The following is a 26,037-nucleotide window of genomic DNA, read 5'->3' as shown; positions in this document are numbered from 1 at the left end:
CCCCCAATAACGCAAGGCAATCGAAATGACAGACTCTCAGAACAAGAACTACATCATTGCCCTTGACCAGGGCACCACCAGTTCACGTGCGATCATTTTCGACCGCAACGCCAACGTGGTGAGCACCGCCCAAAGCGAGTTCGTCCAGCATTACCCGCAGGCTGGCTGGGTCGAGCATGACCCGATGGAAATCTTCGCCACCCAGACCGCCTGCATGACCAAGGCCCTGGCTCAGGCTGACCTGCATCACAATCAGATCGCGGCCATCGGTATCACCAACCAGCGTGAAACCACGGTTGTATGGGAAAAGGACACCGGCCGCCCGATCTACAACGCCATCGTCTGGCAGTGCCGCCGCAGCACCGAAATCTGCCAGCAGCTCAAGCGCGACGGCCTTGAAGAATACATCAAGGAAACCACCGGCCTGGTCACCGACCCGTACTTCTCCGGTACCAAGCTCAAGTGGATTCTGGATAACGTCGAAGGCAGCCGCGAGCGCGCACGCAAGGGCGAGCTGATGTTTGGCACCGTCGATAGCTGGCTGATCTGGAAATTCACCGGCGGCAAGATTCACGTCACCGACTACACCAACGCCTCGCGCACCATGCTGTTCAACATCCATACCCTGGAATGGGATCAGCGCATGCTCGATGTGCTGGATATCCCTCGCGAAATGCTGCCTGAGGTCAAGGCATCCTCGGAAGTCTATGGCCACAGCAAAAGCGGGATTCCGATTGCCGGTATCGCAGGCGACCAGCAGGCCGCGCTGTTCGGGCAAATGTGCGTGGAACCGGGCCAGGCGAAAAACACCTACGGCACTGGCTGCTTCCTGCTGATGAACACCGGCAAGAAAGCCGTCAAGTCGGCCCACGGCATGCTGACCACCATCGGCTGCGGCCCGCGTGGCGAAGTGGCTTACGCACTGGAAGGCGCGGTGTTCAACGGCGGCTCTACTGTGCAGTGGCTGCGTGACGAACTGAAAATCGTCAACGACGCGCTGGACACCGAGTACTTCGCCAACAAGGTCAAGAACAGCAACGGCGTGTATCTGGTCCCGGCCTTTACCGGCCTGGGCGCGCCCTACTGGGACCCTTATGCCCGTGGCGCATTGTTCGGCCTGACTCGCGGCGTGAAAGTCGACCACATCATCCGCGCCGCACTGGAATCCATCGCCTATCAGACTCGCGATGTGCTGGACGCCATGCAGCAGGATTCGGGCGAACGTCTCAAGTCTCTGCGCGTCGATGGCGGCGCGGTCGCCAACAACTTCCTCATGCAATTCCAGGCCGACATCCTCGGCACTCAGGTCGAGCGCCCGCAAATGCGCGAAACCACCGCTCTGGGCGCAGCGTTCCTGGCTGGTCTGGCAATTGGCTTCTGGAGCAGTCTGGACGAGTTGCGCAACAAGGCCGTGATCGAGCGTGTGTTCGAGCCTCAGTGCGACGAGGCAGAAAAAGAGAAGCTCTACGCTGGCTGGAAGAAAGCCGTCGAGCGCACTCGTGACTGGGAACCACACGAAAACGAGGAGTAAGCAGGACGGGGAGCAGGATTATTGAAGCTGACAGCCGAGGCCCGGCTGCGGCATCATGGGCGCCATTTGCAGAGGGTGCCCTAAGGAAAAACAATGAACCTGCCTCCCCGCCAGCAACAAATCCTCGAACTGGTTCGCGAACGCGGCTATGTGAGCATCGAGGAAATGGCGACGCTGTTCGTCGTGACCCCACAAACCATCCGCCGGGATATCAATCAACTTGCGGAAATGAACCTGCTGCGTCGCTACCACGGCGGCGCGGCCTATGACTCAAGCATCGAAAACACCGCCTACGCCATGCGTGCGGACCAGATGCGTGACGAGAAACAACGGATCGCCGAAGCCATCGCCGCACAGATCCCGGACAACGCCTCGCTGTTCATCAATATCGGTACCACCACCGAATCCATCGCCCGCGCCCTGCTCAACCACAACAACCTGAAAATCATCACCAACAACCTGCACGTGGCCTCGATCCTGAGCGGCAAGGATGATTTCGAGGTCCTGCTGGCCGGTGGCAACGTGCGCCGCGACGGCGGCGTGGTCGGTCAGGCCAGTGTGGATTTCATCACCCAGTTCAAAGTCGACTTTGCTCTGGTCGGTATCAGCGGAATCGACGAAGACGGCAGCCTGCTGGATTTCGATTATCAGGAAGTCCGGGTTTCCCAGGCGATCATTGCCAATGCCAGACAAGTGCTGCTGGCTGCGGACTCCAGCAAGTTCGGGCGTAACGCCATGGTGCGGCTTGGCCCTATCACCCTGATCGATTGTCTGGTGACCGATCAGGCGCCTGTGCCGGCACTGCAGCAATTGCTTGCCCAGCACAAGATTCGCCTCGAAGTGGTTTGATTCACATCGTTTTTTGCGAACTGTAGGACCGGATTTATCCGGGAAGGCCGCGTGCAATCTCATACAGATGCAGCGGCCTTTTCGCGAATGAATTCGCTCCTGCGGGGCATGGCTGCACAGGCAAGCATTTGCGAAAATCGTCCTACGATGTTCGTTTTTATTCCTTTCCCCTCATCCTCATCAGTATTTTCAATAAATACTGACTGGCAGCGCCTTGTTTCTTGAGCTATTATTTTCACAAACGAACATCAATGTTCAAATTCGCCTTTCGTGCGTTATTCAAGAATTGTCCAGGAGGCCACCCAATGCCCCACTCCACTGCGTCAGCACCATCGCTTTCCGAGGTCTACGACATTGCCGTTATCGGTGGTGGTATCAACGGTGTCGGTATTGCAGCGGATGCATCGGGCCGTGGCCTGTCGGTTTTCCTGTGTGAAAAGGATGACCTGGCCAGCCACACCTCGTCGGCCAGCAGCAAGCTGATCCACGGCGGGCTGCGCTACCTGGAACATTACGAATTCCGTCTGGTGCGAGAGGCACTGGCCGAGCGCGAAGTATTGCTGGCCAAGGCGCCGCATATCGTCAAGCCGATGCGCTTCGTCCTGCCACATCGCCCGCATCTGCGTCCGGCCTGGATGATCCGTGCCGGCATGTTCCTTTATGACAACCTCGGCAAGCGCGAAAAACTGCCTGCGTCACGCAGCCTGCGTTTCGGGGCGGACAGCCCGCTCAACGCTTCCATCACTCGCGGTTTTGAGTACTCCGACTGCTGGGTAGATGACGCACGTCTGGTGGTTCTCAATGCCATGGCCGCCCGCGAAAACGGCGCTCACATCCATACACGCACCCGCTGCCTGAGTGCCCGTCGGACCAAAGGCATGTGGCACCTGGAAATGGAGCGCGCCGACGGCACGCTGTTCTCGGTACAGGCCAAGGCACTGGTCAACGCCGCTGGCCCGTGGGTTGCCAGGTTCATTCGCGAAGACCTGAAGCTGGACTCGCCTTACGGCATCCGCCTGATCCAGGGCAGCCACCTGATCGTGCCAAGGCTGTACGAGGGCGAACACGCTTTCATCCTGCAGAATGAAGACAAGCGCATCGTGTTCACCATTCCGTACCTGGACAAATTCACCATCGTCGGCACCACCGACCGTGAATATCAGGGCGACCCGGCCAAGGTACAGATCACCGATGGCGAAATGGATTACATGCTGAAAGTGGCCAACGACCACTTCAAGAAGCAATTGAGCCGCAGCGACGTGTTGCACACTTATTCGGGCGTGCGCCCGCTGTGCAACGATGAATCTGATAATCCTTCGGCCATCACCCGCGACTACACCCTGTCGTTGTCGGGCGGCGAAAACGAAGCGCCGATTCTTTCGGTGTTCGGCGGCAAACTGACGACCTATCGCAAACTGGCCGAATCGGCGCTGGCGCAACTGGCTCCGTTCTTCACCCGGATGAAGCCGAGCTGGACCGCCAAGGCCGCACTGCCGGGCGCAGAAGAGATGACCACACCACAGGTACTGGCAACCGAGCTGAGCAAACGCTACCCATGGCTGCCTGTTTCCATCGCACAACGCTGGTCCATCACCTACGGCAGCCGCAGCTGGCGCCTGATGGACGGCGTGAACGGCCTGGAAGACATGGGCGAGCATCTGGGCGCAGGCCTGTACACCCGCGAAGTCGATTACCTGTGCGCCAACGAGTGGGCAACCAACGCTGACGACATCCTGTGGCGTCGCACCAAGCTTGGGCTGTTCACCACGCCTGAAGAACAGGCCGGGGTGCAGGGTTATCTGGAAAAGGTTGTGCCGAATAAATCAGCTATCGCGGCAGCCTGAAGATCGATTTCGCGAATAAATTCGCTCCTACACCGCGTAGGAGCGAATTCATTCGCGAAGAACTAACAGGCAATAAACGCCGCAGGCAGATTGCGTATCTGCTCAGGTTCGCGAATGACGTAATGGTCATCGCTGGTCAGCTCATGCAGCAGTTCTTCACGCAACTGATGAAAATCAAAGCTGCTGCGCTGACGAGGATGCGGCAGTTTTATATCCACGATGCGCTTGATACGGCCAGGTCTTGGCTCCATGACCACGACCCGATCGGCCAGGAAGATGGCTTCCTCCACATCATGCGTCACCAGTACCGTAGTGATTTTTGCCCGCTCGCGAATGGCCAGCAGTTCTTCCTGCATCTGCTGGCGTGTCAGCGCATCCAGTGCGCCAAACGGTTCATCCAGCAACAGGATACGAGGGCTCGCCACCAGCCCTCGGGCAATCGCAACCCGCTGGGCCATGCCGCCTGAAAGCTGGTGGGGATAGGCCTTGGTAAAGTCCTTGAGGCCAACCAGATCAATGAAGTCAGCGATCCTCTGCTGCATCTCCTTCTGCCCAAGCCCTTCGTTGACCAAGCCCAGCTCGATGTTTTCCTCGACCGTCAGCCACGGGAACAGGCGATGCTCCTGAAACACGATCCCCCGCTCACTGCCAATGCCGCTGACCGGCTTGCCGTCGACCAGGATTTCACCGCGAAACTCGGTGTCCAGCCCGATCAATAGCCGCAACAGCGTGGATTTGCCGCAACCACTGGAGCCTACGATGGCAATGAATTCGCCTTCCTCGACTTGCAGATTGAACTCACGAATCGCTTCCACATCGCCATGACCGGTCTGGAACACCTTGCCCACATGGTTGAAGTTCACGATGGAATGGGTCTGGGCTGTCATGCATGCCTCCAGCGCGTTGCCCGCGCTTCAATGCGTTGTCCGATTTCGTTGAGTACCGCGCCGGTCAGCCCTACCAACAGCATGCCGCTCATGATGACGTCCATGCGCAACAGTTGTTGCGCACCGATCATCAGGCTGCCGATGCCGCCATTGGATGGCATGAAATATTCGGCACCGATGGTGCCCAGCCAGGCATAGATCAGGCTCAGGCGCAGACCGGCAAAAATCCCCGGTGCCGCACCCGGCAGCACCATGCGGGTCAGGCGTTGCCACAGGCTCAGGCGCAAGACCTGAGCCGCTTCCCTCAGTTGCGGTGACAGGTTGGCGACGCTGCGCTGGGTCGCAATGAACAGCGGGAAAAATGCCGCAAGCCCGACGAATACCCACTTGGCCGGCTCTCCCAACCCGAACCAGGCTGTGATCAGGGGCACCCAGGCGAAAATGGCGACTTGCCTGAACGCAGCCAGTGTCGGCCCGAGAAAACGCTCCAGGGGTTGCGACAAGCCAAGCAGCAAGCCCAAAGAAAACCCCAGCGTACCGCCCAGAAACAGACCTCCCAAGGCACGGCTCAGGCTCAGCCCCATCGCTTGCGGCAACGAACCATCCAGCAGACCGGCCCACAGGGTTTCAATCACCAGCAGCGGTGAAACCAGAATATTGGCATTGACCCAGCCCCACTGGCTGGCGGCTTGCCACAGCGCCAGCAAGGCAAAGGGCAGAATCCAGGGAACGATTCGATCAAGCCCTTGCGCCGGAGCGCGACCACGAAACTCGGCGGTCGCGGCATGGGGCCAGAACACCCACTTGCGATCCGCCAGACCGATCCCGCGATCCATCAGCACGCCAATCACGCCGATCACGGCAATGCAGACGAACACGATATCGAGCATGAATAACTGTCGCGCCCACACCATCAGGTAGCCAATGCCTTCGCTTGAAGCCAGCAGCTCGACCGCCAGCAACGAAGACCAGCCAGACGACAGCGCCAGCCGCACGCCAGCCATGAAAGACGGCAAGGCCGCAGGAAGAATCAGACGCCGAATCAGCAAGTGCAGAGGCAGGCGCAAAACGGCAGCGGCTTCGCGCAAGCGAGGCTGGGCATCGCGAACACCAATCAGGGTGTGCAGAGTTACCGGAACGATAACCGCCTTGATCATCACCACCAGCTTGAGCATTTCACCAATGCCGAACACGACCATGAACAGCGGAATCCACGCCAGGGTCGGCACTTGCGCCAGCGAGGTGAAGGTCGGCAAGACCAGCCTTTCAGCCCGACGGCTGAAACCCAGCCAGGCACCCAGCACGGCACCCGCCGAGATCCCCGCCAACAACCCCCAGAACAAACGTTGCAAACTGATCCAGAGATTACCGGGAAGGTCAGAGGTTGCCAGCTCCAGAGCGCTCTGCCAGACCAGCGAAGGCGCAGGCAGGATCTGCTCGCTCATCCAGTGATTGCGGCTGGCCACCCACCAGAGCACAGCCAGTGCGAGGGGCAGATACCACGCCAACAGATACCGTTTGAATACCGGAGCCACAGCCCGGCGCCGGGAAGACGCAACAGGCTGCGGAATAGAAAGAAGGGAGTCACGAGCCATATCAGAACTCCGCTGTCGGCTGCTGCATAAAGGCTATTTGCATATTCTTATCCGATCTATAAAAACAGACAGGAATTCCATATAGAGATAAGTATCGCCATTTAAGTGCGGATGCAAGCCAGACATCCAATGCATTTAAAGAATACTTTTATTGCATGCAATGCATGTCCCGCAGCGCGCCCCGAACATGCGGCTTATTCCATTGGGTGATTAAACGTGGAATTAATATTATTTCTGGACTGATCCAAAGCTGTGTCTATTAGGCGTTCTCCGCGAACAATCAGGACAGCCCATGAAAAAGATCTTCAAATCCCTGGCCTTCGGATGCGCCCTTGCCCTGACCTCCATCGCCAGCCATGCCGCCGATCTCAAGGAGATCCGCATCGCCGTGCCGGACCTCAGCGCCGGAGCCGGAAACAGCGGAGGCGGCATAGTCGATGTGCTGCGCAGCCAGCAGATTTACGAAAAGGCCTTTGCCGATGAAGGCATCAAGATTCAGTGGGTGTTCTTCAAGGGCGCAGGCCCGGTCATCAATGAAGCGTTCGCCAACAAACAGGTGGACCTGGCCTATCTGGGTGATCTGGCAGCCATCATCGGCAAATCCAACGGGCTCGATACCCGCCTGCTCAGCGCCGCCGCTCGCGGCATCAAGCATTATCTGGCGGTGGTGCCAGGCTCCGGCATCAAGACCCTGCAGGATCTCAAGGGCAAACGGGTTTCTGTATTTCGCGGCACGGCCAGCCAGTTGTCCTTCGATACCGCACTGGCCAGCCAGGGCCTGAGCGAGAAAGACCTGAAAGTCATCAACCTGGACTTCAATGCCGCACTGGCAGCCCTGGCCGCCAAACAGATCGACGCCACCTGGGCACTCTCGGGCCTGACCGCTCTTGAAGCCAAGGGTCTGGCAGAACTGCCTCTAAGCTCCAAGGACCTGGGCGGCGCGGGCAATATTCAGGGCGTACTGGTCGCTGACGGAGCCTTCGTCGACGCCCACCCCGAAGCCGTGGCTCGTCTGCTCAAGGCCCAGGAACAGGCCACCCGCTGGCTGACCGACGAGAGCAACAAACAGGCCTATATCGATCTGGTTTCCAACTATGCGAGCTACCCGGCAGCCATACTGGAAAAAGACCTGCGCACGGAAAAAATGGCTGACATCTTCCCCTCACAACTCGACCCGCAATTCCTCGCCGCCTTGCAATCCTCCGTGGATATCGCCGCCAGAGAACGGTTGATCCGCAAGCCTTTCAAGGTGAGTGAGTGGGTACAGTAGGAGCGAATTCATTCGCGAAGGCCGATATTCGCGAATAAATTCGCTCCTACACAGATGGGGTCACTCATTGTCTTCATCCACCTCAACAATCACCTCGATCATCGCCCGCGCCGCCGGTGACAGTCTGAAGCCTGCACGGCTGACGATGCCGTAGCGGGCGCTCAGACTGTCGAGTTCGTCGGGCAGGTTGCGCCAGTGCAGGCGAGCCAGGGTGCCGTTGGCGATGTCGTGCTCCAGTGCTTCTTGCGGGCCGATGCCGATGACGTTGGAGCTTTGCACGATTTTCATCAGGGCCGGGAAATGGGCGGTTTCGATATGCAGGGTGAAGTCGGAGCGGCCACTGAGGTTGGCGAGCCCTTTACGGATGCCCGGCGGGATCAGTGTCGCGCCCAGCGGGTAATCGAACATGTCATTGGTGGACAGGCTTTCCTTGCTCAGCAGCGGGTGCCCTGCCCGGCAAAAGAACATGCCGCGCCGCGCTTTCAGGGGCCGGGTCTGGAAGTTCGGGTCTGACTCGAACTGGCGGGTGTCGGCCACGAAGAATTCGATCTCTTCCCGAGCCAGGCTGCGGGCCAGTTTTTCCCAGTTGTTCACTTCCAGATAAGCCCGCACTTTGGGATGGGCCTCGATGAAGCGAGACATGGCCTCGGGGATCAGGCGCATGGCTGGCGCAGGTCCTGAGCCAAAGCGTATTTCGCCAGCATCGAGCTTGGTCATCTGCGCCACTTCGTTGCTCAGCAACGCAGCGCCTTGTACCAGTCGCAACGCATGCTGCAACACCACATGGCCTTCCGGCGTCGGTCGCAGATCCTTGTTGGCGCGCTCCACCAGCACACACCCGAACTCTTGCTCCAGGCCTTGAATACTGCGGCTGAACGCCGGTTGGGTAATCCCCATGGCGTCTGCTGCGCGCACGAAACTGCGGTGTTCGTTCAGCGCGATGAAGTAGCGTAATTGACGCAGATCCATATGCATTCCAGGCATTTGAAAATGAGGCCAAAGGTATTGGCCTGACGAATGGATTGAGGTTTTAAATGCAAGCTCTTATGCCGTCAACGAACAAAATAAATACCGGATAGACCTTTTGGTTCTAACCATAGATAAAGAGGATTTGCCATGAGCCAGGCAGCACTTGCTACCCAACCCAGCCCCCTGACGCTGGATATTCAACCGATTGCAGGCCGTATCGGCGCACAGATCAATGGCGTCGCCTTGAGCGCTGATCTGGATGCCGCCACCGTGGACGCCATCCAGGCCGCACTGGTGCAATACAAAGTGCTGTTCTTTCGCGGCCAGACTCACCTGGACGATCAGAGTCAGGAAGCCTTTGCCAAGCTGCTGGGTGAACCCATTGCTCACCCGACGGTTCCGGTGCGTGACGGGACCCGCTACCTGATGCAATTGAGTGGTGCCGATGGCCAGCGCGCCAACTCCTGGCACACGGATGTCACTTTTGTGGACGCTTACCCCAAGGCCTCGATCCTGCGTTCGGTCATCGCACCGGCTTCCGGTGGCGATACCGTGTGGGCCAATACTGCTGCGGCCTATAACGATCTTTCGCCGGAGATACGCGAACTGGCCGACAAACTCTGGGCCTTGCACAGCAACGAATATGACTACGCGGGCATCCGGCCCGGCGTGACCTCGGAAAAGCTTGATAACTACCGCAAGGTCTTTGCTTCCACCGTCTATGAAACCGAGCATCCGGTGGTACGAGTGCATCCGGTGAGTGGTGAAAGAAGCCTGCTGCTCGGCCATTTCGTCAAACGCATCAAGGGCTATTCGGCAAGCGACTCGGCCCATCTCTTCGGTCTGTTGCAGAGCCATGTCACTCGCCTGGAAAACACCGTGCGCTGGCGCTGGACGGCAGGAGATGTTGCCATCTGGGACAACCGCTCCACCCAGCACTATGCCGTGGACGACTACGGCCAGCAGGAACGCATCGTGCGTCGCGTGACCTTGCAGGGCGAAGTCCCGGTGGGTGTCGCCGGGCAAAAAAGCGTCACCATCAAAGGTGCCTGACCTGAAACGTTCGCGGGCGCTCTCACGCCCGCGATGTTTCACCAGACGCCGATCTGCACCAGCGCGTCATCTTCCAGCTCGCCATAACGGAATCGTTGCCCACGCTGATCGATTTCCTCGTTACTGATCGTCGTGCGCCGTTTCAAGCCCCGCAACCAGTCGAACAGGTAGCTCTGGTGTTGCTCGCGCACCTGGGCGAACGCCGGATCGGCACCCAGATCGTTGAGTTCCTGAGGATCGTTTTCCAGATCGAACAACTGAGCGCGGAAACCGTCATAGGCCAGGTACTTGAAGCGCTCGCTGCGCACCATGTACATCCGGCAACGATCGATAGGTTGTCCCAAACGCTCACGGGCAGGTGCCTGGAACGCATAGTCGTATTCGGAAATAGCGAACTGGCGCCATTGCGGTTGCTGGCCATGCAGCAGCGGAATCAGCGACCGGCCTTCAAGACGATGCCCGGCACCGGGCAAGCCCAGAGCTTCCAGAAAGGTCGGCAAGGCATCGATGGTTTCCACCAGTCGCTCATCGACACTGCCACGGGTCACGTCGGCTGCCGGACGCGGATCACGCACGATCAGCGGCACGCCCACGGCGGGTTCAAGCAGAAACTCTTTCTCGCCCAGATAGTGATCGCCGAGAAAGTCACCATGGTCGCTGGTGAAGACGATCAGCGTGTCGTCCCAACGCCCATTGCTCTGCATCACATCGAACAGCCGCCCGAGCTGATCGTCCACCTGCTTCACCAACCCCATGTAGGTCGGGATGACATTCAGGCGCACTTCTTCACGGGAAAAATTGCGGCTTTCCTGGTGCTCACGAAATGCCGCGTAAACCGGGTGGTCGCTCTCCTTGCCCGCTTCGGCGCGTATCGGCGCAATCACATGCTCTTTGCCGTACAGCGCGTGATAAGGCGCCGGGGCGATGTAAGGCCAGTGCGGCTTGATGTATGAAAGATGCAGGCACCAGGGTTGCTCGCCCTGCTCCGCCATGAAGTCGATGGCGCGGTCGGTGGTGTAAACGGTTTCCGAATGCTGCTCTTCAATACGGGCCGGCAAGTGCGAATGGCGCATTTTCCAGCCACTGAGGATTTCGCCATTTTCGCCTTCAGCGGCGTTGGCCCAGTCATGCCAGGGATTGACCCCATCAAAGCCCAGGTTGCGCAGGTAATGGGTGTAAGGCGCACTTTCACGCTTGTCGGCAAAAACCGGATCGTCCGGGTAGATGCCGTCGTGGCGGAAAAAAGCTTCAAACCCTACTTCGTTGAGGTTCTCGGCCTGCTCGCTGTCAGGTTCCAGAGCCAGGCGTTGCTGGGCGTCCAGATTGGGCGTGGCGTGGGTCTTGCCCACCAGCGCCGTGCGAATCCCGGCCGGGCGCAGGTAGTCGCCGATGGTGAGTTCATCCAGAGGCAAGGGCACGGAGTTCCAGGCCACCTGATGGCTGCTGACGTAACGGCCCGTGTAGGCCGACATTCGCGAAGGTCCACAAATGGTGCCTTGGGTGTAAGCCCGGGCGAAGCGCACGCCAGCTTGTGCCAGACGGTCAATATTCGGGGTGTGCAGATGCGGGTGGCCATAGCACGACAGATAATCACGGCGCAGTTGGTCGCACATGATGTACAGCACGTTCTTGATTGCAGTCATGGGAGATTACCTGTCAGGTCAGAGTGCATTGCCAGCGGCATCGAATACCGGCCAGAAATCTGTCAGTTTCTGTTGTTGCAGGGCACTGTCGACGAAACGTGGCTCGGCCCATTCATCCACCGCGAAAGTGCGACGGATCAGGCCAAGGGTCTTGGCCTGTTCGACGCTGTTTTGCAGGGTGGTTTTCAGGAACGGGTCCAGCCGCGGCGAGTTGCGGAATTTCAGGTCATCGCCTTTCAATTCCCGCTCGAACAAGGCCGCAGGCGTTGAACTTCTTTCCCCCATCAACGCGCTATAGGCCGGCAGGTTCTGCACATCACTCAGCCACACGGCGTTCTTGACCAGCACATTGATCAGGCGCTGGGTCAATTCCGGATGCTTGTCGATAAAGGCCTGGCTGCCGACAAGCCCAGCCTGAGTGGTGGACTGACGGGAAAGCTGCTTGGTGCTCACCGGAAACAGAATGCCCTTGCTCTCAAGCCCCAGGACACCCATGCCCGACCAGGTCGCATCGATCTGCCCGCTGGCCAGCGCCGCGCGGGCGGCGGCCCAGTCGAGGCTGATGATTTGCAGGTCGCGCTCTTTCAGGCCCTCGCTTTCCAGTGCCTTGGCAAATGAAAGCTGGTCTGCCGTGCCACGATAGGCTGCTACGCGCTTGCCCTTGAGGTCGGTCAGCCGGGTAATACCCGATTGCGGCGTCACCGCCAGATACATGTTGGCACCACGTGCGCCCAGCAGCAGGCGAGTCTGCAAACCGCTGGAGCGACCGATGATTGCAGCCAGATCGCCCAGCCAGGCGAAGTCCAGTTGCTGGTTGGCAAAAGCTTCGTTGACCGCAGGCCCTGCCCCCTTGAAGAAATGCCACTGCACCTTCACCCCGGACGCTGCAAATTCCTGCTCAAGCTGCTGATGGATGTGCGCAAGCCCCACCACACCTTGCACGAATGGCAAACTCCCGGCGCCTTGATCCGGTGAGCCGATGCGGATGGTCACTGCCTCATCGCTGGCATGGGCATTGCCGATAAGGCCGGCGAGAAGCACCCCCAGCAGGGGCTTGAAAAGTTGTCGTATGGATTTGCTCATGGGGTCGGTCCGTTGATGTGCAGGCTAATAGCGGTTATTTCGCGATCCGGGCGGATATTCAGCAAGTGCATTTGTTGAATAGTTCATATGCAAGGCCTGCATACCAAGGCGGCATCACACCGCCAGATTGGTCAGCAACGATTCGTGGGCAACGTCCTCTGCCTGATCGACCTTCTTGATCTCTTCGATCATCTCCTGCGCCAGAGGCGACAATCGATAACCGGCCCGGCTGACGATGCCATAGCGCGTGAACAACTCTTCACATTGGTCATCCAGACCTTCGATACGCAAACGCACCAGCTCCTGCCGTGCGTAGTACAGCGCATCGCTGTAAGAGCCACTGATACCGATTGCGTTAGAACTCATCACCACGGCGAGCAGGCTGAACGTGTTCTCGCACTCGACGTTAGGCGCGAAGTCCGGTTGGCCGCTCAGGTCGGCCATCACCTTGCGCAGGTTCGGTGGCCGCAGGGTCGCGGCCAGCGGGAAGCTCAGCAATTCGCTGGCGGTAATCGTCTCGCGCTGCGCCAGCGGATGCCCGGCGCGACAGCAGAAATGCCATTTGCGCGGCCGCAGCTTGTGCGTGACATAGGAAGGGTCTGCCTCGAATTGCCGGGTATCGGCCACGAAGAACTCGAACTCTTCATTGAGCAAACGCTTGCCCAGGCTCTGCCAGTCGTCCACCTGAAAATGAACCCGTGCCTTGGGCAGGCGGCTGATGAAGCTGCCTATCGCACGAGGCACCAGACCTGACGCAGGCGCCGGCCCACAACCGAAACGCAGTTCGCCCGCTTCCAGCGCATTGAACTGGCTGATCTCGCTGGTCAGTTGCCTGGCACCACTGACCAGACGCCGCGCGTGCTCAAGCACCACCTGCCCTTGCTGGGTCGGCGTCAGGTCCTTGCTGACCCGATCAATCAACTGGCAGCCGACGCTGTGCTCCAGCGCCTGGATGCTGCGACTGAAAGCAGATTGCGACAGGTTCACCGCCACAGCAGCGGCGACAAAGCTTCGATGCTCGGCCAGAGCAAGCAGGTGACGGAGTTGGCGAAGGTCGATATGCATTTTTCACATAAAAAGTATCGGGCAAATGCATTTGCTCTGCCTCGGTAGCACTCCTTATAAAGGCAATCTCTTATTCAGTAAAACCTTATAAATACATATTCAAATAACTAAAAAGAATATTAGTAGTGCAAGAGGAATAACCGACCTTGGCATTGCATCACAGGAGCCGCGACATGAATGATCAACAATCCGCCACCCCGATCGCCGCCGGACGACTCAAGCGTTTGCCGCTCGCCCTGTTGCTGGCGGGCTGCGCAGGCTTTTCGCTTGCCCACGCGGCTGAAACCCCGTCGACAACAAGCGCTGCCAGATCCGACAGCGGTGCTACCGCGGATGACACACGGCTCAAGACCGTAACCGTCACCACCCGCCGCCGCGAGGAAAGTTCGCAGAACGTGCCCACTCCGATCAGCGTGCTGGACGGTGCCTCGCTGGAAAGCCAGCGGATCTATCAGATCCAGGACCTGCAACAACTGGTGCCGAGCCTGAACGTGGCCTACATGCATGCCCGGCAGTCGAGCGTGTCGATCCGCGGGCTTGGCAATAACCCGGCCAGCGACGGGCTGGAAGGCAGCGTTGGCTTGTACATCGACAACGTTTATCTCGGGCGGCCCGGCATGGCGGTGTTCGACCTCATGGACATCGAGCAACTGGAAGTGCTGCGTGGACCGCAAGGGACACTGTTCGGCAAGAACACCACGGCCGGGGTCCTGAACATCAATACCCGTGCGCCCGGTTTTACCCCGGAACGCAGCATCGAAACGTCCATTGGCGAGAGTGGCTACTTCCAGACCAAGGGCACGATTTCCGGCCCGCTCAACGATCAGTTGGCCGGTCGCTTCTCCGCTTATCGCAGCCGCAGCGACGGCGATCTGGATAACGTCTTCGACGGCAACAAACTCGGTGGCGGTTCACGCGAAGGCTTCCGTGGACAACTGCTGTTCAAGCCCAACGAAGACTTCAGCCTGCGCTGGATTGCCGACTACAACGAGGAAAGCTCCAGCGCCGGAACCCGTGCGCTGTTCAGCACCGGACCGACCATCAACGGCGTCAACCGCTACGAAAGCCGCGCTGCCGCAGCAGGTGCCACGCTGGTGGATGGCTCGCACCGCAAGGTCAACCTCAACAGCGACCAGCGCGTGACCGTGCATCAAGGGGGCACCTCGCTGGAAGCCAACTGGAAGCTGGCCAACGATTTCACCCTGACCTCCGTGAGTTCCTATCGCTGGTGGAATTTCACGCCGCGCAACGATGACGGCCTCAATGCATCGGCCTCCTACAACGGCGGCGTATCGGTGGAAGATAAACAGTGGTCCCAGGAGTTTCGCCTGGCGTCCCCTGGCGGCGGCTTTTTCGATTACGTAGTCGGTGCGTACTACTTCGGCTCCGATCTGGATAACAAGTCGTTCACCAACTATGGCCCGCAGGCCGATATCTGGAACGGCACCGCCACCGGCGCACTGGCCAACGTCAACAGCCTGGGCAAAGGCCATATCGAAACCAACAGCTTTGCCCTCTTCGCCCAGGGCACCTGGCACCTCACGCCGAAACTGGATTTCACTGCCGGTGTTCGCGGCACTTATGAAGAGAAGAATGCCTGGGTGCAACGCGATGCTCCGCAAGGCGGTGCCACTGTTACCGGCGCGGCCCTCACCGCACGCAATGCCCGCACAGGTGCCTACGAGTCGGGCGACCTGAACCAGTACACCGCCAGCCCTTCGGGCATGCTCAACCTGAGTTACCACTTCACCGACGATCTGCTGGGCTACGCCACGCTCTCCCACGGTGAGAAATCCGGCGGGGTCAACCTGGCGGTCGGTACGGCCCCAACAGCCGGTGCAGACTCACTGCTGATCGGCACCGAGCGCGCCAACAACGCAGAGCTGGGCCTGAAAAGCACGCTCTGGGATCGTCGCCTGCAACTCAACGCCAACCTGTTCTGGACCCAGGTCAACGGTTACCAGACCAACGCCTATGACAACGCCAACCGCGTGCAATACCTGACCAACGCCGGCACCGTGCGCTCTCGCGGTCTGGAACTGGAAAGCACCATTCTGCCGATTCGCGGGCTGACGCTGAACGTCAATGGCTCTTACAACGACGTGCGTTACACCTCTTATAAAGATGCGCCTTGCCCACCCGAAGTCAGCCTGCAGGCCGGCGCGCCCGCTTCGTGCGACCTGAGCGGCCATCAGGTGGTCGGAGCCTCCAAATACATCGCCAACGTCAATGGCGAGTACAAGTGGGATCTGGATAACGGCCTGCAAGAGTACGTCACGGCCAGCTATGCATTCCGCTCCAAGGCCGTGGGCACTGTTGAAGACTCCGATTACGCGCAGATCCCGAGCTACGCCGTCGTCAACCTCAGCACCGGCTTGCGCGGAGATCTCGGCCAAGGTCAGTGGGACGTCTCGCTGTGGCTGAAGAACGCTTTCGACAAGACCTATTACACGACCTTGTGGAGTGAACCCAACGGCGGCTACGGCGGCTTGCTGGGTACGCCGCGCACGCTGGGCATGACTGCTCGTTACGACTTCTGACTGGCCGGACTGACTGGAGTAAACCCATGACTTTTTCAAAAGCTGCCTGGCTGGCAGGGGCTGTGTCCGCGTTTGCGCTCACGGCCCAGGCGGCCCCGAGTGTCTACCCAACGGGCGTGACCCTTTACGATCCCGCCAAGGCGTACAACCAGTATGTGGTCTTTTCGGGTGCCGACAAGCAGACCCACTTGATCGACATGAATGGCAATGAGGTAAAACGCTGGCCCCACAAGGGCTTTCCCTCCGCAATCATCGACCCGCAACTGGTCGGTGGCGAACGTGGGCGCGTGCTGCTGCAACTCTCGGAGAAAGATCCGGGCAAGCTCGGTGCGGCAGGCAATGGCCTGAGCAATCAAAGCATCGGCGAACTGGACTGGAACGGTCAGGTCGTCTGGCAATGGGGCGACAAGGCACCGGGCGGGGCCGCTCAACAGCATCATGACCAACGCAGGTTGAGCAATGGCAATACGCTGGTGCTGGCCAACAAAGTACACAAGGTCGCAGGCTTCAAGGTGCCGCAAGTGATCGATGACGTCATCTATGAAGTCTCGCCTGCTGGCGAAGTGAAATGGCAATGGCTGGCGAGCGAGCATCTGAAAGAGTTCGGTTTTACCGCCGAACAACTGAAGCTGGTGCATGCCACCGACAACCCTGACTATCTGCACATCAACAACCTGAGCGTCGTCGGCCCCAACAAATGGTTCGACGCTGGCGATAAGCGTTTCCACCCGGACAATCTGGTGGTGGATTCGCGTAACGCCAACTTCATCGCAATCATCGACAAGGCCAGCGGCAAGGTTGTCTGGCATCTTGGCCCCAACCTGCCCGCCATCGATCGCAAGACAGCACTGCAAGTGCCACGCCCCGTCGATCAGTTTGTCGGTCAGCATGACGCGCACATCATCGCTGCCGGATTACCCGGCGCAGGCAACGTGCTGGTCTTCGATAATCAGGGCAGTGCGGGGTACCCCTCGGCACCTCTGGGGCTGAACAGCGGCTCCCGCGTTCTGGAAATCGATCCGATTACCCGGCAAGTGGTCTGGCAATACACTGCCGCCAACTCAAGACAGCCTGGCTGGGCGTTCTACAGCTCGTTCATCAGCAGTGCCCGCCGCTTGCCCAATGGCAATACCCTGATCGATGAAGGCATGAACGGTCGCTTCTTTCAGGTAACCCGCGAGGGAGAAATCGTCTGGGAGTATGTCAGCCCCTACAACGGCAAGGCTCCGTCAGGCGACGCCATCAGCAATTGGGTTTACCGCGCCCTGCCCGTCAATTACAACTGGGTCCCGGACGGCACACCCCGCTCCGAGGTCGCCGTTGTACCCGCGGGCAACACACTGAAAACAGCCGATAGCAGCCGCTGATTCCTGCTCCGGCAGACGTTAATGTCTGCGTCCCCTGAAACCGTTGCATCGCTGCAACGGTTTTTCATTTCTGCTGCGCTTTGACACGTCCATCCGTCCTATTCGGTTTTCCGAACAGGCCATCACCCTCAGTTCGGAAACCCGGACGCCCGCAGCTCGACCGCGCAACAAAAAATACAATTAAACCTAATAAAATCAAATATTTGGATACACGAAAGATCCTTGGCACGACTCATGCTCTACACTTTTTGTCGATAGCTTCGACTGTCGCGTGTGTCTGGCTCGGACGCCGTTGAAGCATTCACTGAGAAATCGGGCCTGCTACTGGCAGCCCTCTTAATAAAAACGAATTCGAGGATTCATCGATGCGTATCGTTCCCCAACTGTTGGGCGCAGCAATCGCCGCCACTCTGATCAGCACTCCAGTTTTCGCAGCAGAATTGACCGGCACACTGAAGAAGATCAAAGAATCGGGCACCATCACCCTCGGTCACCGTGACGCCTCCATCCCGTTTTCCTACATTGCCGATGCTTCCGGCATCCCGGTTGGCTACTCCCACGATATCCAGCTGAAAATCGTTGAAGCGATCAAGAAAGAACTCGACATTCCGGACCTGAAGGTCAAGTACAACCTGGTCACGTCCCAGACCCGTATCCCGCTGGTACAGAACGGCACCGTTGACGTGGAATGCGGCTCCACCACCAACAACGTAGAGCGCCAGCAGCAAGTGGACTTCTCGGTCGGTATCTTTGAGATCGGTACTCGCCTGCTGTCCAAGGTTGACTCGTCCTACAAGGACTTCGACGACCTGAAAGGCAAGAACGTCGTGACCACCGCCGGCACCACGTCCGAGCGCATCCTCAAAGCGATGAATGCTGACAAGCAGATGGGCATGAACGTGATCTCCGCCAAGGACCACGGTGAATCCTTCCAGATGCTGGAATCGGGCCGTGCCGTCGCCTTCATGATGGACGACGCACTGCTGGCAGGCGAAATGGCCAAGGCCAAGAAGCCGACCGACTGGGCTGTGACGGGCACCGCGCAATCCTATGAAATCTACGGCTGCATGGTTCGCAAAGGCGACGCGCCGTTCAAGAAAGCTGTCGATGACGCCATCGTCGCCACTTACAAATCCGGTGAAATCAACACCATCTACAACAAGTGGTTCCAGTCGCCAATCCCGCCAAAAGGCCTGAACCTGCAGTTCCCGATGAGCGAGGAGCTGAAAAAGCTGATCGCCGAACCGAACGACAAAGCTGCTGAAGCCAAGAAAGCCTGAGTAACCGACACACCGTGAACTCACGGTTTTCCGAAGAGGCTGCGGCCCGTTCGGAAAACCGCTCATCACTCACTGTACCCAGACAATAAACGCCAGGACGGAGTCTGAAGGCGGGTCTGGTGTGCATAAGGGCTCGAACGGATTCATGCGAGACGGGTGCGTGCATTTCGACAACAAGAGGGGGAGACCCTGATGAATTACAACTGGGACTGGGGCGTATTCTTCAAGTCCACCGGTGTCGGCAGCGAAACCTATCTGGACTGGTTCATTTCCGGTCTGGGCTGGACCATCGCCATTGCCGTTGCCGCCTGGATCATCGCCTTGATACTGGGTTCCATACTCGGTGTCATGCGTACTGTGCCAAGCCGTCTGGTGGCTGGCATCGCCACGATCTACGTGGAAATCTTCCGTAATGTGCCACTGCTGGTGCAGCTGTTCATCTGGTACTTCCTGGTGCCCGACCTGCTGCCTGAAAACCTGCAGGAGTGGTACAAGCAAGACCTCAACCCGACTACTTCAGCATTCCTGAGCGTCGTGGTCTGCCTGGGTCTGTTCACCGCTGCACGGGTTTGTGAACAAGTGCGTACCGGTATCGAGGCCCTGCCAAAAGGCCAGGAGTCCGCGGCCCGCGCCATGGGTTTCAAACTGCCGCAGATCTACTGGAACGTGCTGCTGCCACAGGCTTACCGGATCATCATTCCGCCACTTACCTCCGAATTCCTGAACGTGTTCAAGAACTCGTCGGTGGCGTCGCTGATCGGTCTGATGGAACTGCTGGCACAAACCAAGCAGACCGCCGAGTTCTCCGCGAACCTGTTTGAAGCGTTCACTCTGGCGACACTGATCTACTTCACCCTGAACATGAGCCTGATGTTGCTGATGCGTCTGATCGAGAAGAAAGTCGCAGTGCCGGGCCTGATTTCCCTGGGGGGTAAATAATGGACTTCAGTGGAATCATTCCAGCCATTCCGGGCCTGTGGAACGGCATGGTCATGACCCTGCAACTGATGGCCCTGGGCATCGTCGGCGGTCTCGTCATCGGTACCATCCTGGCCTTGATGCGCCTGTCATCGAACAAGCTGCTGGCCAATGTGGCCGGTGCGTACGTGAACTACTTCCGTTCGATCCCGCTGCTGCTGGTCATCACCTGGTTCTACCTGGCGGTGCCGTTCGTGCTGCGCTGGATCACCGGTGAAGACACGCCGATCGGTGCATTCACCTCTTGCGTCGTGGCGTTCATGATGTTCGAGGCCGCGTACTTCTGCGAAATCGTGCGTGCCGGTGTGCAGTCCATCTCCAAGGGTCAGATGGGTGCCGCCAAGGCCCTGGGCATGACCTACGGGCAAATGATGCGCCTGATCATCCTGCCTCAGGCGTTTCGCAAGATGACTCCGCTGTTGCTGCAACAGAGCATCATTCTGTTCCAGGACACGTCTCTGGTTTACACGGTCGGTCTGGTGGATTTCCTCAATGCCTCGCGCGCCAGTGGCGACATTATCGGCCGCGCCAATGAGTTCCTGATCATCGCCGGTGTGGTGTATTTCACGATCAGCTTTGCCGCCTCGTTGCTGGTGAAGCGTCTGCAAAAAAGGTTTGCCATATGATTTCCATCAAGAACGTCAACAAGTGGTATGGGGACTTCCAGGTACTGACCGATTGCAGCACCGAGGTCAGCAAGGGTGAAGTGGTCGTGGTCTGCGGTCCGTCCGGTTCCGGCAAATCGACCCTGATCAAATGCGTGAACGCTCTGGAGCCTTTCCAGAAAGGCGACATCGTGGTCGATGGCACGTCGATCTCCGATCCAAAGACCGACCTGCCGAAACTCCGCTCGCGGGTCGGCATGGTGTTCCAGCATTTCGAGCTGTTCCCGCACCTGAGCATCGTGGAAAACCTGACCATCGCGCAGATCAAGGTGCTGGGCCGCAGCAAGGCCGAAGCCACCGAGAAAGGTCTCAAGCTGCTGGATCGCGTCGGCCTTTCCGCCCACGCCCACAAGCATCCGGGCCAGCTTTCCGGTGGTCAGCAGCAGCGTGTGGCGATTGCCCGCGCCCTGGCGATGGACCCGGTGGTCATGCTGTTCGACGAACCGACCTCCGCCCTCGACCCGGAAATGGTCAACGAAGTGCTCGACGTGATGGTTCAACTGGCCCACGAAGGCATGACCATGATGTGCGTAACCCACGAAATGGGCTTCGCCCGTAAAGTGGCCAATCGCGTGATCTTCATGGACAAGGGGCAGATCGTCGAAGACTGCGCCAAGGAAGAGTTTTTCGGTGATGTCAGCGCACGTTCCGAACGTGCTCAGCAATTCCTCGCCAAGATCCTCCAGCACTAAGGAATACCGTTCGCTACCCATGCTCCGTTTCTCGGGGCACGGGTAGCTGTTCGGCTCAGGACGACTGTGATGAAATGCGACCCTCATATCTATAGCGCTGCGCCGCCATCACTCGCCGTGAAACCCCGTCTGATACGCCAACTGTTTCTGCCTCCGCTGATCCTCATGCTGATGATCGGCCTGGGCTACATCGCTTATTTATTCAGCGAGACCCACGGCATCAAGAACCTCAGCGAAAATGGCGAACGCCAGCTGGAGTTACATGCCCGTACGGTCGAAAGTGAAATCAACAAGTACACCTACCTGCCCAGCGTCCTGGAGCTTGAGTCCAGCGTTTCACAACTGCTGAGAAACCCGACGCCCGACCTGCAAGGCAAGGTCAACAGTTACCTTGAAGGCCTCAACCGCCGCAGTCGCAGCCGTGCCATTTACGTCATGGACACCACCGGACGAGTGCTGGCGACCAGCAACTGGCGTGATGCTGACAGCTATCAGGGTGAAGACCTGTCGTTCCGCGCCTATTTTCAGGATGCCGTGCGTGGCTTGCCCGGCCGCTTCTACGGCATCGGCACCACCGTGGGCGAATCCGGTTATTACCTGGCCCACGGGCTGGAGGAAAGAGGCCGGATCATTGGCGTCGCCGTCATCAAGGTTCGACTGGAAGCGTTGGAAGAACGCTGGCAGCGGGCGCGTATGGAGGCCTTTGTCAGCGATGAAAACGGCATCATCATCCTGTCCAGCGACCCGGCCCGACGTCTGAAGTCGGTGCGCCCACTGAACCCGACCATCAAGGAACGTCTGGCGCGCAGTCTGCAATATTACTGGTGGCCGCTGAACGAACTGGTGCCACTGGAACGCGAAACCCTGGCCGAAGGTGTTGAAAAGCTCACCTTCCCCGCCAATGTCAGTGTTGATAAGGAGCACACGCAAGTCAGCTATCTGGCCCAGACCCGGCAACTGAGCGATACGCCCTGGCACCTGACTCTGCTTACCCCGCTCGAAGACCTGCGCCGCGAAGCCGCCAGCCAGGGCATGCTGGTCGCAGTGGCCTGTGCGCTGGTGGCCTTTTTGCTGATTGCCTGGAACGAGCGACGCAAGGTGATTTCCACCCGGCTTGCGGCCCGTGAGGCCCTGCAGGCCGCCAACGACGAACTGGAACGCAAGATCGCAGAACGAACCGAACACTTGCGCGCCAGCAACGAACGCCTCAAGGCGCAGATCCGTGAGCGCCGACAGGCCGAGGACACGCTGCGCAAGGCCCAGGATGAATTGGTTCAGGCCGGCAAGCTTGCCGCCATCGGTCAGATGTCCACCAGCATCGCCCATGAACTGAACCAGCCACTGGCAGCCTTGCGCACATTGTCCGGCAATACCGTTCGCTTCCTCGAACGCGGTGCTCTGGATACCGCCAGCACCAACCTGCGCACCATCAACGATCTGGTGGACCGCATGGGGCGCATAACCGCCAGCCTGCGGGCCTTTGCCCGGCGCGGCAACGATCAGGGCCAGGCGCAGTTGAGCAAGGCGGTGGACGCAGCCTTGCAGTTATTGAGCGTCCGTCTTGAAAACTTTGGCCTGAACCTGCATCAGGACTTCATCGATGCCGAACTGCGAATAGATCAGACGCGACTGGAGCAGATTCTGGTCAACCTGATCGGTAATGCCCTGGATGCGATGCATGCCCAACCACAACCCGAATTGTGGCTTGCAGGTGAAGTGGTCGAGGATCGCTATCGCTTGCTCGTACGCGACAACGGCCATGGCATCGACGACGAAGCCCGCAAGCATCTGTTCGAACCGTTTTTCACCACCAAACCCGGTGAACAGGGCCTGGGCCTGGGCCTGACCCTTTCCGCCAGCCTCGCGGCAGCAGCAGGTGGCAGTCTGAGTGCCGAGTATCCGGCAGGCGGCACAACCTTCGTGTTGTGGCTGCCGCTGGTCAAGGACGTGGAGGCGGATTCATGAGGTCTTCCATATGCCTTTCGACCTTCATAGCGCCTTTCGCGAATGAATTCGCTCCTGCAGATGTGGGTATTCGCGAACACCTCAAAGGACCTGAGCGTTCACCATGAGTAATCCTAAAATGAACACCGACCTGACTGTACTCATCGTCGAAGACGATCCGCATGTACTGCTCGGCTGCCAACAGGCGCTGGCGCTGGAAGACATTACCAGCGAAGGCGTATCCAGTGCCGAAGAGGCACTGGAGCGCATCGGCGACAACTTTGCCGGAATCGTCATCAGTGACATCCGCCTGCCGGGTATCGACGGACTGGAATTGCTGACCCGTCTCAAGGCCCGCGACAGCAGCCTGCCCGTGGTGCTGATTACCGGCCATGGCGATATCTCCATGGCGGTCAATGCCATGCGCGACGGCGCCTATGACTTCATGGAAAAACCCTTCTCGCCGGAGCGGCTGGTGGATGTCGCCCGTCGCGCTCTGGAGCAGCGTGGGCTGGCCCGGGAAGTCTGGGCACTGCGCAAGCAACTGGCCGAACGCAACTCGCTGGAAGGCAAGATCATCGGCCGCTCGCCGGCCATGCAGAACCTGCGGGCCTTGATCGCCAACATTGCCGACACCTCGGCCAATGTGCTGATCGAGGGTGAGACCGGCACCGGCAAGGAACTGGTCGCTCGTTGCCTGCATGACTTCAGTCGTCGCACCAAGAATCAGTTCGTAGCCTTGAACTGCGGCGGGCTGGCAGAGAGCCTGTTCGAGTCGGAAATCTTCGGTCATGAGGCCAATGCCTTCACGGGTGCGGGCAAGCGCCGGATCGGCAAGATCGAACACGCACACAACGGCACGCTGTTCCTCGATGAAGTGGAAAGCATGCCGATCAATCTGCAGATCAAGCTGTTGCGGGTCTTGCAGGAGCGTACCCTGGAACGGCTGGGCTCCAACCAGAACGTCGAGGTGGATTGCCGGGTCATCGCGGCGACCAAGTCCGATCTCAATGAGCTGAGCAAGGCCAACCAGTTCCGTAGCGACCTGTATTACCGTCTCAATGTCGTGACCCTGGAGCTACCGCCCCTGCGCGAACGGCGCGAAGACATCCTGCAACTGTTCGAGCATTTCCTGCAGTTGTCTTCACTGCGCTTCGACCGCGAACCGCCACAACTGGACCGGCAAACGGCGTCTGCCTTGATGAGCCACGACTGGCCGGGTAACGTTCGCGAGCTGCGTAACGTGGCCGAGCGTTACGCGCTGGGGTTGCCGGTGTTCAAGAAATCCGACCACGCCGAAAGCCAGAGCCTGGGTTTTGCCGAAGCGGTGGAAGCCTTCGAGCGCAGCCTGCTGCGCGAAGCCCTGCAACGCAGCGGCGGCAACCTCAGCCAGGCCAGTCAGGAACTGAGCATGGCCAAGACCACGCTGTTCGACAAGGTCAAGAAATACGGGCTGCAAGCCTGAAACCGTACGGGAAGAAATCGTGGATCTGCTACTCAAGGCCCTTCTGGGCGCAGCTGTTGTCGTGATCCTGGCTGCACTGGCCAAGACCCGCAATTATTACATTGCAGGCCTGGTGCCGCTGTTCCCGACCTTTGCGCTGATTGCTCACTACATCGTCGGCAAGGGCCGCTCGCTGGATGACCTGAAAACCACCATTCTGTTCGGCATGTGGTCGATCATTCCCTACTTCGTTTACCTGGCGGCCCTGTACCTGATGGTGGACCGCTGGCGGCTGGAAGTATCGCTGGCAATGGCCGCACTGGCCTGGCTGGTCGCCGCCAGCGTGCTGGTAACGTTATGGGTGCGGTTTCACGGGTGATGCCCCGCACAAATCCGTAGGACCGAATTCATTCGGGAAGAAACCTGCACACTAACCGCATCTTCATCGTCAGCCATAGCGCTTCCCGGATGAATCCTACCGCTTCATGCTGCGCTCGTAGGCTGCCAGAACGGTGCGCTCCGATTGCACCAGATAGGTTTCGAGCATTGCCGTCGCGTCTTCTACACGCCCCTCCTCGACGCAGCGCAGGATCGCAGCATTCATGTCCAGATAAGGCAAGTGCAGGAATTCGGGATCGTCGAGCAGGCCGAAGGCCAGTCGCAGTTCCGCCGATATCTGTCCGTAGAACACCACCAGCCGCGGGCTGTCGGCCAGCTCGACAATGGCCCTGTGGAAGACCATGTTGGCAGTACCGACCGCCACCCAGTCCTTGGCTTCCCTGGCACGCATCCCGGCCTCGACCGCTTCACGCATTTTCAATGCTCCGGGGTGCAGTGGAAAACCCTGGGCGATGGCCTTGCATTCGATAAAACGGCGCACGCGATAGATGTCGATGATCGACGCCATATCGGGCTCTGCAACGGTCACTCCACGATTGGGTTCGTGCTTGAGCAATCCTTCGCGGGTCAGGACCCTGAACGCTTCTCTCAAGGTATTACGGGAAATCTGCAAGCTCTCGGCCAGTGCTGCTTCGGACAGGCGTTGGCCGGGCACCAGCTCGCCTTCAACCAGCATTCGGCGGATTTCCTGGGTAATGGTTTCTCCCAACGTGCGAGGAAGGGAGGGAGAAGCGTCGTTCATGAGAAATCCAGAATGAGAAAAACCGGCAGATGTTCCCTGAGAGCTTAGTGCGTGGCAAGGCATAAGCGTGCCGCGTGCTTCATTAAGTAGCGTACTTGAGTGAAAGGGTAACAATATGGTGCAAATCGCTCACTCAAGAAGATATGATTGTTCAACAATACATCCTTGATATACCTACATCGCAGAGCTATTGAATG

The 26,037-nt window shown here is 58.8% G+C and carries 21 protein-coding genes; 14 read left to right on the top strand and 7 right to left on the bottom strand.

Translation table 11 applies throughout. From position 1 onward, the window contains the following. Positions 1-25: 25 nt before the first annotated feature. From glpK to glpD, 3 genes are all read left to right on the top strand, one after another. Positions 26-1,531 carry a glycerol kinase GlpK gene (gene glpK / locus Q6A51_RS12785; RefSeq protein ID WP_201017359.1) on the top strand — a complete coding sequence of 502 codons (1,506 nt, stop codon included), beginning with the start codon at positions 26-28 and terminating at the stop codon, positions 1,529-1,531. Between the two features lie 93 nt (positions 1,532-1,624). Beyond that, positions 1,625-2,380 carry a DeoR/GlpR family transcriptional regulator gene (locus Q6A51_RS12780; protein ID WP_025261506.1) on the top strand — a complete coding sequence of 252 codons (756 nt, stop codon included), beginning with the start codon at positions 1,625-1,627 and terminating at the stop codon, positions 2,378-2,380. A gap of 305 nt (positions 2,381-2,685) precedes the next feature. Next, positions 2,686-4,224, top strand: a complete 1,539-nt coding sequence (gene glpD, locus Q6A51_RS12775; protein ID WP_201017360.1) for a glycerol-3-phosphate dehydrogenase — start codon at positions 2,686-2,688, stop codon at positions 4,222-4,224. 62 nt (positions 4,225-4,286) lie between these two features. Here the strand turns inward: glpD and Q6A51_RS12770 are convergent, their stop codons facing one another. Continuing rightward, positions 4,287-5,111: an ABC transporter ATP-binding protein gene (locus tag Q6A51_RS12770; protein WP_025261508.1), complete on the bottom strand. Its 825-nt coding sequence runs from the start codon at positions 5,109-5,111 to the stop codon at positions 4,287-4,289. Then, on the bottom strand, positions 5,108-6,706 hold the full coding sequence (locus Q6A51_RS12765) for an ABC transporter permease (RefSeq protein ID WP_304574941.1): 1,599 nt from the start codon (positions 6,704-6,706) through the stop codon (positions 5,108-5,110). The genes Q6A51_RS12770 and Q6A51_RS12765 overlap by 4 nt, the downstream gene beginning before the upstream one ends. A 292-nt stretch (positions 6,707-6,998) precedes the next feature. Between Q6A51_RS12765 and Q6A51_RS12760 the strand changes: the two genes are divergently transcribed. Beyond that, positions 6,999-7,976, top strand: coding sequence for an ABC transporter substrate-binding protein (locus Q6A51_RS12760; RefSeq protein ID WP_304574940.1), 978 nt, complete (start codon positions 6,999-7,001; stop codon positions 7,974-7,976). A 60-nt stretch (positions 7,977-8,036) separates the two neighbouring features. Here the strand turns inward: Q6A51_RS12760 and Q6A51_RS12755 are convergent, their stop codons facing one another. Continuing rightward, entirely contained in the window at positions 8,037-8,945 is a 909-nt protein-coding gene (locus Q6A51_RS12755; protein ID WP_304574939.1) for a LysR family transcriptional regulator, read from the bottom strand. A gap of 147 nt (positions 8,946-9,092) precedes the next feature. Between Q6A51_RS12755 and Q6A51_RS12750 the strand changes: the two genes are divergently transcribed. Then, positions 9,093-9,998, top strand: a complete 906-nt coding sequence (locus Q6A51_RS12750) for a TauD/TfdA dioxygenase family protein (protein ID WP_304574938.1) — start codon at positions 9,093-9,095, stop codon at positions 9,996-9,998. A 38-nt stretch (positions 9,999-10,036) separates the two neighbouring features. On the opposite strand, the gene Q6A51_RS12745 is transcribed toward Q6A51_RS12750, so the two are convergent. From Q6A51_RS12745 to Q6A51_RS12735, 3 genes are all read right to left on the bottom strand, one after another. Further along, positions 10,037-11,641, bottom strand: coding sequence for an alkaline phosphatase family protein (locus tag Q6A51_RS12745; RefSeq protein ID WP_304574937.1), 1,605 nt, complete (start codon positions 11,639-11,641; stop codon positions 10,037-10,039). Positions 11,642-11,659: 18 nt separating this feature from the next. Then, on the bottom strand, positions 11,660-12,724 hold the full coding sequence (locus Q6A51_RS12740; protein ID WP_304574936.1) for an ABC transporter substrate-binding protein: 1,065 nt from the start codon (positions 12,722-12,724) through the stop codon (positions 11,660-11,662). A gap of 114 nt (positions 12,725-12,838) precedes the next feature. Further along, positions 12,839-13,789 (bottom strand): LysR family transcriptional regulator, encoded by a 951-nt coding sequence (locus Q6A51_RS12735; protein WP_304574935.1) that lies wholly within the window; start codon positions 13,787-13,789, stop codon positions 12,839-12,841. Between the two features lie 173 nt (positions 13,790-13,962). Here Q6A51_RS12735 and Q6A51_RS12730 point away from each other — a divergent pair, with 173 nt between their 5' ends. The 9 genes from Q6A51_RS12730 to Q6A51_RS12690 all read left to right on the top strand — a co-directional run bounded on the left by Q6A51_RS12730 (position 13,963) and on the right by Q6A51_RS12690 (position 25,078). After that, positions 13,963-16,329: a TonB-dependent receptor gene (locus tag Q6A51_RS12730; protein WP_304574934.1), complete on the top strand. Its 2,367-nt coding sequence runs from the start codon at positions 13,963-13,965 to the stop codon at positions 16,327-16,329. 26 nt (positions 16,330-16,355) lie between these two features. Next, the gene (locus Q6A51_RS12725) at positions 16,356-17,696 is read left to right on the top strand and encodes an aryl-sulfate sulfotransferase (RefSeq protein ID WP_304574933.1); all 1,341 of its coding nucleotides are present in this window, start codon (positions 16,356-16,358) and stop codon (positions 17,694-17,696) included. 365 nt (positions 17,697-18,061) lie between these two features. Then, on the top strand, positions 18,062-18,976 hold the full coding sequence (locus tag Q6A51_RS12720; protein ID WP_201017368.1) for a glutamate/aspartate ABC transporter substrate-binding protein: 915 nt from the start codon (positions 18,062-18,064) through the stop codon (positions 18,974-18,976). A 192-nt stretch (positions 18,977-19,168) separates the two neighbouring features. Next, on the top strand, positions 19,169-19,915 hold the full coding sequence (locus Q6A51_RS12715; RefSeq protein WP_025261518.1) for an amino acid ABC transporter permease: 747 nt from the start codon (positions 19,169-19,171) through the stop codon (positions 19,913-19,915). Further along, the gene (locus Q6A51_RS12710; protein ID WP_201017523.1) at positions 19,912-20,580 is read left to right on the top strand and encodes an amino acid ABC transporter permease; all 669 of its coding nucleotides are present in this window, start codon (positions 19,912-19,914) and stop codon (positions 20,578-20,580) included. Before Q6A51_RS12715 ends, Q6A51_RS12710 begins: the two co-directional genes overlap by 4 nt. Further along, positions 20,577-21,311 carry an amino acid ABC transporter ATP-binding protein gene (locus Q6A51_RS12705; protein ID WP_025261520.1) on the top strand — a complete coding sequence of 245 codons (735 nt, stop codon included), beginning with the start codon at positions 20,577-20,579 and terminating at the stop codon, positions 21,309-21,311. Before Q6A51_RS12710 ends, Q6A51_RS12705 begins: the two co-directional genes overlap by 4 nt. 69 nt (positions 21,312-21,380) lie before the next feature. Further along, positions 21,381-23,276 carry a two-component sensor histidine kinase AauS gene (gene aauS / locus Q6A51_RS12700; RefSeq protein ID WP_201017369.1) on the top strand — a complete coding sequence of 632 codons (1,896 nt, stop codon included), beginning with the start codon at positions 21,381-21,383 and terminating at the stop codon, positions 23,274-23,276. Positions 23,277-23,394: 118 nt separating this feature from the next. Next, positions 23,395-24,720 (top strand): two-component response regulator AauR, encoded by a 1,326-nt coding sequence (aauR, locus tag Q6A51_RS12695; RefSeq protein WP_201017524.1) that lies wholly within the window; start codon positions 23,395-23,397, stop codon positions 24,718-24,720. 19 nt (positions 24,721-24,739) lie between these two features. Continuing rightward, positions 24,740-25,078, top strand: a complete 339-nt coding sequence (locus Q6A51_RS12690) for a GlpM family protein (protein ID WP_025261523.1) — start codon at positions 24,740-24,742, stop codon at positions 25,076-25,078. A 96-nt stretch (positions 25,079-25,174) separates the two neighbouring features. Here Q6A51_RS12690 and Q6A51_RS12685 read toward each other — a convergent pair whose 3' ends face one another. Then, positions 25,175-25,840 carry a GntR family transcriptional regulator gene (locus Q6A51_RS12685; RefSeq protein WP_074568805.1) on the bottom strand — a complete coding sequence of 222 codons (666 nt, stop codon included), beginning with the start codon at positions 25,838-25,840 and terminating at the stop codon, positions 25,175-25,177. Positions 25,841-26,037 lie beyond the last annotated feature (197 nt).

The organism is Pseudomonas serbiensis, from assembly GCF_030580745.1.
In the GTDB taxonomy this organism is placed as follows: Bacteria; Pseudomonadota; Gammaproteobacteria; order Pseudomonadales; family Pseudomonadaceae; genus Aquipseudomonas; species Aquipseudomonas serbiensis.
The sequence above is the reverse complement of the archived record's forward strand: the minus strand, read 5'-3'. Positions and strand labels throughout refer to the sequence as shown.